The 12,742-nt window shown below is 64.9% G+C and carries 8 protein-coding genes; all 8 read right to left on the bottom strand.

From position 1 onward, the window contains the following. Positions 1-175: 175 nt before the first annotated feature. A complete protein-coding gene (locus FJZ36_07475) occupies positions 176-904 on the bottom strand; it encodes a creatininase family protein (protein MBM3214737.1) in 729 nt (242 codons plus the stop codon). Positions 905-926: 22 nt separating this feature from the next. After that, on the bottom strand, positions 927-3,434 hold the full coding sequence (locus FJZ36_07470) for a hypothetical protein (GenBank protein MBM3214736.1): 2,508 nt from the start codon (positions 3,432-3,434) through the stop codon (positions 927-929). 90 nt (positions 3,435-3,524) lie between these two features. Then, positions 3,525-6,335: a cyclic nucleotide-binding domain-containing protein gene (locus FJZ36_07465; GenBank protein MBM3214735.1), complete on the bottom strand. Its 2,811-nt coding sequence runs from the start codon at positions 6,333-6,335 to the stop codon at positions 3,525-3,527. Between the two features lie 3 nt (positions 6,336-6,338). Next, positions 6,339-7,010 carry a hypothetical protein gene (locus tag FJZ36_07460; GenBank protein MBM3214734.1) on the bottom strand — a complete coding sequence of 224 codons (672 nt, stop codon included), beginning with the start codon at positions 7,008-7,010 and terminating at the stop codon, positions 6,339-6,341. A gap of 4 nt (positions 7,011-7,014) precedes the next feature. After that, positions 7,015-8,127, bottom strand: coding sequence for a hypothetical protein (locus FJZ36_07455; protein ID MBM3214733.1), 1,113 nt, complete (start codon positions 8,125-8,127; stop codon positions 7,015-7,017). A 9-nt stretch (positions 8,128-8,136) separates the two neighbouring features. Then, complete coding sequence (locus tag FJZ36_07450) at positions 8,137-10,224, bottom strand: hypothetical protein (protein MBM3214732.1); 2,088 nt, start codon at positions 10,222-10,224, stop codon at positions 8,137-8,139. Further along, positions 10,221-11,282: a hypothetical protein gene (locus FJZ36_07445; protein ID MBM3214731.1), complete on the bottom strand. Its 1,062-nt coding sequence runs from the start codon at positions 11,280-11,282 to the stop codon at positions 10,221-10,223. Before FJZ36_07445 ends, FJZ36_07450 begins: the two co-directional genes overlap by 4 nt. Then, positions 11,279-12,592, bottom strand: a complete 1,314-nt coding sequence (locus FJZ36_07440; GenBank protein MBM3214730.1) for a hypothetical protein — start codon at positions 12,590-12,592, stop codon at positions 11,279-11,281. Before FJZ36_07440 ends, FJZ36_07445 begins: the two co-directional genes overlap by 4 nt. Between the last annotated feature and the right edge of the window lie 150 nt (positions 12,593-12,742).

Genomic DNA, 12,742 nt, shown 5'->3' with positions numbered 1-12,742 from the left:
GCAGAACCGATCGTGCGATCCACCGCGCGACCGAGCGCAGGTGCGCTTGTGTCAGTCCTGCGCAATAGCCTGCGCAATAGAAAGTACGCATCTGGCGAGTCCTTGGGCTCAGGTTCTGACGTGGGAGCCGAACCGAATGCAGCGACGACGCCGAGCGAAGCAGGTTGTTGGACGATCAGACCATCCACCACTGCCCCACGGCGATGGCGGGCTTGCCGAACGCGCGGTGTTCTTCCGGGAGCGAGGAGAGCAACTCCTGCGCGCGCCGACCGATGGTGTCGGCAGCGAGTTCCATGCACCGCTGCCCGACAGCGCTCGACGCGTGCTCGCGGGGATCGAGTCCGCCGATGCCCCATGGAGCCTTCATGTCGAGGTTCAGCGTGCCGGTGCCCAGCATCGCCATATCGACTCGGTCCGGGTACGCGAACATCATGTCGGAGGTCTCCCACTTCGCCGCATGGTCGGTGTTCAAGTCTTCTCCCGCGCTCAGCGTCACCTCCCAACCGGCGAACCCGCGCGCGGTTCCATCGGCGACGACGGGTTCCAGCGCCGAGCGGATCATGTCGATCATGCCCGTGACGTTGTGACCCGAGATGCCGATCAGGACCCGGAACCCGGTTCCCTTGAGTCGCTGGAACAGGTTCGTGATCGTCGCCGTGACAGGCGGAAGGTCCCAACCGTCGTGGAGGAAGAACGGCGGGTAAACGACGCCCCCGTAGGCTGCCGCCGTCAGGCACAGAACGGCATGTGCCTTCAGCGCATCGGTTCCCAACGGCAGGTGGGGCCCATGCCATTCGATGGGCCCGAACGGAACGTAGACGACGGGAAACTCGCGCCCGCGCGCTTCGAGCTGCGCGGGTCTCAGGAACTGGAGCTGCACGTCGCGCGAGAGTTCGAGCGCCATCGGCTTCACCCTTCAGACTGTCCTAATGCGGTATGCCCAGCGAGTGCATGCGCTTGTGGATCGCCTCGATCCCTTGGCGGAAGGGCTCTTCGAGATAGGCGAGGTGGTCGTCGTGACCGTGGTGGTGGGTCACCGTACCCGGTTCCCACTGGACGCTGCGCTTGCGGATGTAGTCGATCCCACCGTTCAGCAGCGTCAGCAGATAGTTCGCTGCTCCGATGTCGAACATCCACCAGTCGCCGCCGACAGCAAGGTAGACCGGCGACGTGTGCGCCATGATCCCGCGTCCCCAACCGTCGTGATGTCGCGTGCTCTGCCAGTAGTTGGGGCCCGCGCAGCGAGCGGCGATCCACGAGTGGCGATCCACCTGGATGCTCTCGCGCAGCGCCAGGTGTCGCGTGCCCTTCGCGTCCTCCGTCCGCGCGACGACCGATCCGTTGAGGACGATCTCCAGCGAGTGGAACGGCAGGACGCTGTCCGCCGACGCCTCGACGGTGACGGTTCCCCCGTTGCCCGGCAGGTTGATCGTGCTGCCGATGGGTTTGCCCTCTACCTTGAACCGCAGCAGGGGTCCGCCGCTGTGGAACGTCCGTCCGGCGCGCAGGTTCTTGCACCACGTGTCATAGGTGAACGGTTCGTCGTTGGGGATGTAGACATACGTCCGGTAGATGCCTACCGGCACGTCCGACGTCATCTTGTCCGTTCCACCGACAATGGGGAGCTTGTACCCGCAGTTCAGGTAGCGGTAGTACTCCAAGTGCATGTAGGAGTCGTGAACGAGCCATTCCGCTGCGTCGGCGCGTCCCGTCGTGATGAGCGCCGCCGGTTCGCAGTTCGGATTGGGAATGTGTGGGATGACGACCGTCCCGCCCTGCGCGTGGCACGCGTCCGCCCATCGCGAGAGCGTGGTCTCCAGGTTCCCGCCCAGTTCCGCCTCGCCGGGACCATCGGAGCACCACGGGTTCACCGGCTCCTTGAGCCCCAGCAGCGTCAGATGCCCCAGGATGTGCTGTCGGTTCTCCTGAGTCGCGTAGACGACGGTCTTGCCGTCCGGCGCGACACTGGGAGCGCCCGTGAACTCCTCCGTGTTCGTGAACAGATGCCCCCACTGCGAGAGCAGCAGGTTGATGACGTTCACGCCTTCGCCTGCCGCCTCCGTATGAGCTCCCTGCGTCGACAGGAAGTGCACGTGAGTATCGCCGCTGAAGTAGCGCTCGTCGTTCATGTTGGCGAAGCGCTTGAGCCGGAACGTCAGCTCTTGTTGCCCCGGCTCAATGCGGACGCGCTGCCGAATCGGCTCGTACTCGTATCCGCGCGCGATATCGACGATCACGTCGCCACGCGGGAGCCAACCTTCGCACTTCCCGCCGATGTAGGCGTACGTGATCTGTCCCAGGCGCACATCGCCGCCGATGTCGATGTGCCACGTGCCCATGTTCGTGTTGACGTGGGCGTGGTGACCATGCGGCTGGTAGGGAACGCCGTCCGGCGATCGGAAGTGGATACGGCACGGAACCGGCCTGCCGGTGTAGTCGTCCAGCACCTGCGTGCGGACCCAGTTCCGTCCCTCGTCGACAACGATCATCTTGAGCCGTGGGCTCGCCTCAACGGAGCCCTTGTCCTGTAGTTCTCCCCATTGGGCGGAACCGAGCGCATCGCCGTCCTGTTTGACCGTCACGGTCGCAGACGGTGTCGCGGCGATCTCGACATATGCCGGGCTCGACGCCTGGTTCTGGCGTTCCCCCCATCCGTGCATCGAGTCGGCGAGGTACTCGTCGCTCGACGCCTGCGGCAGCGAGAAGGGATAGGTCGCAACGCCGCGATCGACCTCGACTTCGAGTCCGAAGCGTTTCGCAGCGTCCTCCTCTTGGGGCAGGACGATCTTCACGGCGCGCTTGGCGCTGCGCGTGAAGGGATACTCCTCCAGATGGCTCAGCGTGATCGCCGCGATGAGGAAACGCAGGCCCGACGGTCGTACGATGATCGACTGGACCGCCGACTCCGGGTGCGGGTTCTCCCATGGGAACAGGTAGAACCAGCGGGGCCATGCCTGAATCGCCTCGGTTTGCCGGTTCCCCGCGCCACCCCAGTTGCCCTCGTGGCGCGGCATCAGCCCGTCCTTCATGTCGGGGTGCGCCAGGAGGGCGAGCTGCCCCCAGCCAGACGGGATGATTCCGATTTCGAGCCGTTCTCGGATCGGCACGACGACCGCACTGCCATCGCCGTACGTGAACACGTACTCACCGCACTCGCGGCCGACGGGATCGCCTTCGTGAATCTTCGACTCGAGCAGGCGGTGGGCGAACAGGATGTACCGTGCCGTCTTGCCGACCATGATCGTGACGGGCTCGGATCGGAGTCCGCTACCCAGACCGATGACTGACGGACCTGCACCGTCGGGGGGTCCAAGAAGGAACGGCAGCCCCTGGAGCGTCTGCTGCCCGGTCGGAAGCTGAGATGCGTTCTGCCCTAGGACGGACTGATCGGCGTTGCAGAGGCTGGAGAGGTCGAGCGGCTCATAGTCAGGCATCCGGGTCTCCCTTCCGACGATACGCGTCGCGCCTGCCGGTGTCGTCCGGCAGTGTAGTCGGTCGGGAGACCTGGATCAACCAATGCCCGGTCAGCGCGCGGCAGACGGGTTCGCCCGCCGGTACGCTTCGATTCCCTGCGACAGGATCGTGTCGACGTACTCGGGGTTGTGAACGCCGGAGCTGCCATCGGCAGCGATGCGGCTCGCGGCGGCATCTGCTGCCCGCATCGCTTGCAGCGTCGCGCTCGTGACGGATCGGGCCCCGCCCGCTGCTTGGAACCGTGTCCGCTCGCGCGCCAGTTCTGCGAGCTGGGCGCGCGTCTTGTCTTGCCACGTCTTCCGTATCGCGTCATAGTTGCCAGTCGTGTGGCACGTACCGCACGCCATCGTTACGATCCGCTCTCCGGCTCGACGGTGACATTCGCCGCACGCGACCTGCGCCTTGACATGCAGACCCGCCGATCCGCTCGGGAGGTTCGTGCCGGCGGCGAACGCCGACTGCGTCGCGTGGCACGTCGTACACTTCTTCGCCACGTCCACGGTCTGCCTGTGATGGCAGGACACGCAATCGCCAGTGAAGCGCTTCGAGGTGTCACTGGCGTGGCACTGCGAGCAGGCGAGGCGCTGACCCGACACGTGTCGATCGTGGTCGAACGTCGGCTTCGACGCGACCCGAATCGAGCGGATTCCGCTATGACACGAAAGGCAGCCCGACTTGGTGGTCGGCGAGTGGTGACACGACTTGCAGTCGTCTGCGCTAACCAGCGTCTTGCCATGTCCCGGAAGCTCCTGCGGCTCCGAGGAATGGCACTGGGCGCACTTGAGTCCTGCCTTGGTGATGTGCGGCGCGTGGCTGAACAGCGTTCCGTAGACCTGCTTCGAGACGCTCTCGATTCCGAAATGGCACGTCCCGCAGCGTCCACCTTCGGGCGCGGACAGCGCGGCTAGCTGGAGCGGAGCCACCGGCGCGGAGCGCCCATTGAGCACGTTGGTCGCCATCGTGAGCTGCGCGTTCGCGACCGAAGCGACGCGTTCGGCGAACCGCACGTTGTGGACGGGGTTCCCCTTGCGCAACAGGTCCACGTTGGTGGACGCAGCCGCCAACAGCGACCTGGCGGATCGGACGGCTGGGTCCACCTCGCTTCTCGACGATGCGGCGGCTGAGACGGTCCCTCGGACACGGCTCTCCCGCGCCTCCATCTCGGCGATCAATCGCCTGCCGCCCTCCAGCCAGCGTTCCTGCATGCCCTCGTAAGCGTCTCCGTGGCAGCTCGCGCATGCGCCTGGCTTGAGCAGCCGCGTGCTGCTGGTCATCTCGACGCCCACATGCGACGAGTGGCAGCTATCACAGGCGACACGCGCCAGGAACATGGGATCCGGAGTCACCTCGACGCCGTCCGCCACGCCCATGTACATCCGCTCGACGCTCTCGTGGCATTGCTGGCAGTCGGATCGGATCGTCGTCGCGATGGACTCGATCTTGTGCTCGATCTCGGAGTGGCAGATGAGGCAGTCGAGCTTGTGCTCGGTCACGTGGACGCCGTGAATGAGCTTGTGATTCTCGAACTCGCGGAGCCTCTCGGGTCGGTCGTGGCACTGGAAGCAGCGCTCCTCCTTGACCGCGCCATCTCCGCGCACGACATCCGTATGGCACTGCGTGCACGTCACGCCGCGACTCGTGAACTCCTCGTGCTTGAACGCGATGTTGTTGATGTAGATCGTCTCTTTGGGCGCCTGGTGGCACGACGGACATCCCGAGACGGGCTCCGAATCCGCCGCCGCCTTGAAGTGACACAGGAAGCAGGTGCTCTGGGTCACCTCCATGTGGCTGCCTTGAACGATCTGCGAGTGACAGCTCACGCACCGCAGGATGCGCCCTCGCGGCAGTGCCTCCAGGAACTTCTCGTGACCCTCCGGTGGCGTTCCCGTGCGCGTCGTCATGTTCGACGGCATCGCGCTGAGGGCGCCGCGGTTCATGGTCAGGTGGTGCTGTCCGCAGGGCAGATGCTTCCGGTGCGAAAAGAGGAGCCCCTTGTATTCGATGTCGCCCGGGGGTCGCGCGTCAGAATGGCAGCCGGAGCGCAAACAGCCTTCGTCGCCGACTTCGGCGCGGGGCTCGCCCTTGTACGTGTTCGTGATGTAGATAGCGACTTCCGCGAGCGCCTTGTATTTACGGACGACATAGCCCTTGAAGCCGGGCGCGAAGTGGCATTCCGGGCATCCGACCTCACTGTGCGAGGACCGCTGCCATGATTCGTAATACGGTCGCAAGTAGTGGTGCGAGCCGCAGAAGCTCGGTTGCGACGTCACTTCCGCGGTGACCAACAGAGCCAGCAACACGCCGCCAACGGCGAAAAGCCCGGTCAGGAAGAACCGGCGGTAGCGACGCTCCAGCCGCTCGGCTCGCTCCGCCTCCAGCGCGGTGGCGATGGCTCGCTCGTTGGTCGTACGCAGACGGTTCTGCTGCACCTTGCTGATGTTGCGAACCAGCGTCAGAGCGGCGTCCGCGCTCAGCGTGAACGCTTCGGCATAGTGGGCGTGCGTCAATTGGGCGATGATCGTATCCGCCGTCGTATCGACGTCGGCGGAGCGAGGAGAGCCGTCGAGGATGGACATCTCGCCGACGACCGAGCCCTCGGTCAGGTCGGCAATCGCCGCGCCATCCGCCGTGATCCGAACCGATCCCGACAGGATGCACCACATCGACTCGCCGGGATCGCCCTGGTGGCACAGGCGCTCGCCGGGCCCGACGTGCAGGATGTCGACGAGCGAGGCAAAGACGTTGAGCCCCTCCTCTGAGACTCCCCGAAACAGTTCCATCCGCCTGAGCCGCGCAACGATCTCATCGCGCGACAGCGCGATGGGCTCCGACGTGGGACTGGTGTCGTCTGTGCCTCGCATCGACTACCCTTTCGACGCGTGCTCGTGGGTCCCCGACGCCTCGCGACCCGTCAGCCAAACGGGGCTCATCGGGAACACCTCAGGCGATAGGTGGACGTGATAGAAATGCCACACGAAGACTGCCAGAACCGCCAAGAGCGCCTCGTACCGATGCACGACGGCGGACACATCGATGACGATCTTGGGGCTGTACTCCTCCAACCATAGGATGAAGCCCGTTACCGCCATGATGAACGTGCCCCATACCAGCGCCCAGTATTCGGCTTTCTCGGCGTAGTTGTACCAACCGTACTCGGGCTGCGGGTGCTCGCTGGGTCGCCGGTAGTACCTCATCGTCGCGACGAAATCCAACCAGTCTCGCTTCCGAGGCAGCAGTTCGCGGAGTTGCCAACGACCGCGACGAGTGCCGAGCAAGTACGCCACGTGATAGATGCCGACCACGCAGAGGGCGATGCCGCAGACTCGATGGAGATCGCCTCGAAACTCGAACACCGCCGGGGATGCCAGCCCCAGAACGCGGACCCATGCCCTCGGCAAATGCGTCATGAACCCGCTGATCGCCAGGAGCGTGAACGCGATGAACATGATCGCGTGCTGGATCCGTTCGTTCCCCGTCAGGCGAACCGCCGCGTCGATGCCAGCCGGGACCTGCGACACGTGACGATGGTGCGCCATCGCTCTAAGCCTCCGGACCAGCCGCGCTCTTGCGTCGCCGCACCTGCGCGGCGAGGTCGAACGCGTTGTGCAACAGCATGCCTCCGATGATCCCGGCGATCAGCACGATATAGAGCACGCGGATCAGTCGCACGCCCAACGGGGCAGGAGCCGCCACCCCCAGATGCACCTGTCCGCTAGCGAATCCGGCGACAGCCTTGGGGTGGCAGTCCCTCTGACCGCATGTGGCACCCAGGTTGCTTGGATGCACCTGCGACCGCTCATCGGTGTGCGGAAGGATGCGATGGATTCCGTGGCAGCTAGCGCAGTTCGCGACGCTGGTCACTCCGAACTTGCTCGCGAACCCGTGGAAGCTCCCGGCGTACGTCTCGACGCGCTTCACGCTGAAGTCGTACTTGTCGGCAATCGTCACGGCGCCATGGCAGGACGAGCACGTCTCCGCGATATGGCTCTCGTGGACGGGCGATTCGGGGTCCGTGTGAGGTCGAATCCGATGGATGCCGTGACACGTGACGCATGACGGCACGTCCAGGTTCCCCGTCGCCAGGTCCGTTCCGTGAACCCCCTCCTGGAACTCCGATGCCTGCTCGTCATGGCACTCGCCACACGTGGACGGCTCGTTCTGGCGATGTACCCGCGAGTCCTTCGCCTTCTTCCCCTTGATGTTGTGCTGACCGTGGCACGTCGAGCACCTGGGAGCCTTCGGATCGCCCTCGCGAGCGCGCTCGCCGTGGATGCTCTCCTCGTACTGCCGGAACTGGTCGATATTCGGCGCGCCGCGAGGGTTGCTCTCGTAGTGGCACGCCTCGCAGTTCACCGAGGAGAGCGCCGCTTCATGCGGAATCGCGACGATATCCGTGTGGCACTCCAGACATGCGAGACCCCGATGCGCCGAGGATTCGAGCTCCCCTTCGTCGACATGCGCAGAGCCGCGGCTTCCGTCGGGCAGCGTGCGATCTCCGCCCGGCGTGCCGTGGCAGTTGGCGAGCATGCATCCGCGGTTCGTCGACATGCTGATCGCGGCGCTACTCGGCGTCGCCACGAGAACCAGCGGTACTGCGCACGCGATCGCCAGAAGCACGAGGCGGGCTCGGTCGCAACAGATGGGCGCATACATCGCGTCGTCCTAGCGTGATCGCAGCAACGTCCGTTCCGTCTCCGACAGCCAGAGATCGTTGCGGTGACAACCGACGTCCGAACACGAACGGGACGCTCGATCATACGTGCCGGACAGTGACAGTTCCACAGCCGCGCGCGAGAACTGGAGCGGATGGATGACCGCCGACGAGTTGTGCACGTGACCTGCGTGGCACGTTCGGCATCCCATGTTGAAGGCGTCGTGGTCGGCGTGAGCGCCGGTCGTCGGTGGCGTTCCGTGGCAAGATCGGCAATCCCACCGACGCATTTCCTGGGAACCGTCGTTGTTCAGGTGGCAGTTCGACTGGCAGTCTCCGGTCATTTCGTCGAACGCGGCAATCGTCACGACTCCGTCCGGGTCATAGTAGCCCGGCGGCGCGGTGACCGGGCGGTCGTGCGAGATCGTACCGTGGCAGGACACGCACATCACATTCGGCTTGTCGACATGATCGAGGTGGTCGCCGGTCTTCGGCGGCGTCTCATGGCAGTCGTTGCACCGCTCTTGCCACGAGAAGGGCTCGTGGCAAGCCACCTGGCACCGCTCGTTGGAGCGGATGAAGTCTCCGAGGGACAGATCGACATGAGCCGCGCTGAAGTCCTTCGGATTCGTCGCTGCCGTCGCCGAATGCTTGTGATCCGCGTGGCAGATCGCGCAGCCGATGCCAGAGGCTGCCAGGTCGGCTATCCCGGACTGAGTGGACATCGCCGCCAGGTCCCAGTACCGACCCCGTGGGTTCCTGTGTGCCGGGTGGATGCGGTCAGACGGCGGATTGCCGTGGCACGAATCGCATCCCCACTCGCCCTTCGGTTCATGGCATGTCGTCTGGCAGGAGCCGGTCATCGAGTCGAAGACGAAGTCGCCGCGAACGTCGATCTCGCCCGTCTCCTTGACGAGATCGTGGTCGTTGCCCGTGTGACACTCCCGGCACAGCATTCTGCCCTTCTCGACGTGGGCGACGTGACGACCCGTCTGAGGTGGATACCCGTGGCAGTCGCCACAACTCTCGCCCCAGATCATCGATTCGTGGCACACGGCGCCGCACAGCCCGTCCCGGAATGTGCCACCGGCGGCGAACGAAACCTGCACGGGCACACCACGGAAGACCTTGGGCGTCTTCACTCCGGCATCGGTGTGCGTGTGATTCGAGTGACAGGACGCGCACGGCACGACCGTGTGACCCGCCGCCGGATGGTTCCCCGATGGCGGCGGATATTCGTGGCAGCTCGTGCAATCCCACGACGATGTTGCCGGAGTCGGACGCGCCGCGCGCGCCATCAGAGCCGTGTTCTCGTGACAGGTCGCCATGCAGGACCCGGTCGGCGCTCGGTACGACTCAAACCCCGCGACGCCTGGCGAAATGTCCACAACCCCCGACTCGTGCCGATAGCCTCCGTGGCAGGACTCGCACGCGATGTCGGTTCGCAACTCTCTGTCCTTGACCAGGTGCGCTTGGTGCAGCCCAGTCGATGGCGGATAGCCGTGGCATGTCGTGCAGGCGGCGGGACTCCAGACGCGGGTCTCATGGCAGGTCGTGTCGGCACAGGACGCGGGTTCGTTGCGAGTGCTCGCTGGGACGAGCGCCCCTTCGAAGAGCAGCACGTCGCGTGAACCATTGGCGTGTTTGCCCGTCTCCTGACGAGGGTGGCAGAGCCAACACTCCATCGCGCGCGAAGTGGTCGTCATATGCGCGCTGTGCATACGGTCGTTCGGTCGACCGTCGCGGCTGGCGACGTTGTGGCACGACTGGCATGTATCCGGCGCATCCGAAAGCCCGTTGGCTCCGTGACAGCTCGAACAGTCCTTCAAGTTGGCAGTCGGCGAAAGCTGGTGGCAGCGAGCGCAGTCGCCCTTCTTCCAGCCGTGTGGATGCGTCTTCTCGTCCAGAGCGGGCGCGGATCGCGCCTGCGTACGCAGGAACTTCGCCTGATGCCACTTGAGCAGGGGAGCCTTGAAATCGGGTAGCGTCTTCTTGCTGACGCGAGCCAACTCACGCGAGCCAGTCGGTACGGTCCTGCATCCGACCGTCGCTGCAACGACGGCAAGGCACGCGAAGAGCAGTCCCAGGCGGAATCTCATTCGAATGGCACTCCGCTAGAGTGACACTTGCCGCACAGCGCCATGTTGCGTCCCAGACGGTCGTCGTCCCACCCGTCGCCATGTGGGTTGATGGTCTGGTGGCACGTGATGCACTGGGACTCTTGATGGCAGGCTGCACAGGCTCCGAGGTTCCTACGAGCCTCCGATGCGTGGTCGAACATGAAGGTCGGCGGATGTGTACCGAGATAGGTCAATCCCGCCTGCGCGTGGCATGACTGACATTCGTCGCGCGCGTGGCAACTCTCGCAGGTGACGGCGCTTCGGAGCGCGTCCGTGGGGTGCGTTTGCAGGTAGCCGGCATCGTGCACCGATGAGGACCAGACGTCGGCTCGGTGGCAGTCGGCACAGTCAGCAACGGGTCCGCTCGTCGCATGATTCGCCGTCGCGACCGACTCGGATACGTGCGGGCCCTGCACGAAATCCGCGCGCACCGTCCCACGGTGGCATACGTCGCAGAGCGATCCGGATCGCGCAGCCGCCCCCGCGTGTTGCGTCAACCAGTCCGTCGTGTGTGAGGCAGGCAGGGCTCGGCGCGGACTGAGCGTATCGTGGCACGTGCCGCAGCGATCTCCACGGGACATGTCATCCTGGTGCTGATGGCACGATCGGCACTGCGACAGACCGATGGGGAACGAGTCGTTCGCGTCGGTGCTCTTGCGCAACGCGGCATGGCAGGTGTCGCACCCGTTCGGGTTCACGTCGGGTTTCAAGTGCGTCGTGTGCACGAACCGGAACCCGTAGCTCCGAGGTTGAATCGGAGTCACATGGTCCACGTCCTTGTGGCAGAGCTCGCAGCCCTGCGTCCGGTCGTGGCAGCGCATGCACGACTCTTCCCGTGGAATCAGGTCGTCAGCCGCCTGCGTGCTCTTGTCGGCGGCGTGGCAGTCGGCGCATGCGATATCCATGTTCACGTGGCGCTCATGGCTGAACACCAGCTCGGACCGCGAACCGCCGACGAGCGGCAGCGCCGCTGCTCCCATCGCCCCGGCGATGAGGAGAGCGAGCAATCCGATGGCTGCTGCAATGTCGCGCCTCATCGCGGCACTCCGCCCATTGCCGAGAACACCAACTGGATCGATGCCAACGCGCGAGTGACGCGGCGATAGTCCCGGTTCCGCCCGCGTTCGATTCGGACGTAGGACCTCAGGTTGTCGCTCACGCGAGCGCGCACTTCGGCGTGCGCCGACCGTGCCGCTGCGTCCGTCTCTTCGTCGGCGAAACGATAGAGATTGACAGCGCTTCCGAAGCCCACCGACACGTGCGGCACGATTTCCTTCTGAACCCGGAAGAACATGTACCGCCGACGCGTTTCCTCCCAGCGGAGCCATTCCATGCCGACCTGAGCGATGGATTCCCCATCGATCCGCACCGACGCCTCAACCGCGTCGCGACGGGCGGAACCGTCGTCGAACCGCTGCTCTGTGTGACGGATCGAGCCGTCGAGACTGTCTGTGACATGGACGCGTGCCGTCAGCGACCCTTCACGCTCCGCTTCTTGAGCAAAGACGCGAAAGATCGAGTCAGGCGCGAACTGTGGGGTGTCGTACCGGACGTGCGCGACGATTGTGGCAAGGGAGATGTCGGCGTCTGCCAGTGCCGTCGCCCGGACGAGTCTGCCGAGGGAAGGATCATACGCGAAGTCGGCAGAGATGGAGCGTCGTTGGATGCCGGGATGGATGCGCGCGAAGCCGCCGCTCGCCGCGTCGAAGCCGCCGGTCAAGTAGAGCGTGTTCAGATCGCCTGTGTCCGAAGTGTCGCGGCGGTAGAGCGCCCCGGCGCGCAGACGCCCGATGCTCGCAGCTTGCGCCTCGATCAGCCCGCCGACGAGCATCGCGTCCGCCTCATTCAGCCGCCACGATTCCCCTCCGACACCGCCATAGGCGGAACCCGTAACCGACCCGGTGCGGATCGTCAGGTGAGCCCCATCGAGCTGCCAGAAGCCTGCCGCGTTCGGCAGGAACTGGCGACCGGCTCTCAGTCGAACGCCGTGCTTCACGTTCGAGACGTCCGCATACGTTTCGAACACGCGCACGTCGTCCCCACCGACCGCGTCGAGGTCGCCCGTCAACGCCTGACGCCAACGACCGGAGGCGTAGAACTGAACGCGTGTTCTGTCGCGCTCTTCGGGGAAGACAGACAATCCCAGACGACCGTATTGGAGGAATTGCGAGTCGGTGGTGTTCGGATCGTCGTCCGCTGCGGTGTCTGAGATCGCCGGTAAGTAGTGCTCGCGAGCCCAGAGAGTCGATGTCAGGCTGCTGTCCGCGCGCCACATCGCCGTCGCGGGGTAGGAGACACCGGCAGCCACGGTGACTGCCAACGCCCACAACACGGACAGTCGACTCACAAGCCACCTGCTTCCGGGTTGAAACGCACGCATCTGTCGTCCGGGACCAGGACCATTAGCCTATCATCGTCCTGGTTCTGGGACACCATCCGGCGGGTTGTCATCGGGTGTCTGCCGTTCTCTCGCGCCGGAATCGGGTTCCGCCGCCTT

Source organism: Candidatus Poribacteria bacterium (assembly GCA_016866785.1).
Lineage (GTDB): Bacteria > Poribacteria > WGA-4E.
The sequence above is the reverse complement of the archived record's forward strand: the minus strand, read 5'-3'. Positions and strand labels throughout refer to the sequence as shown.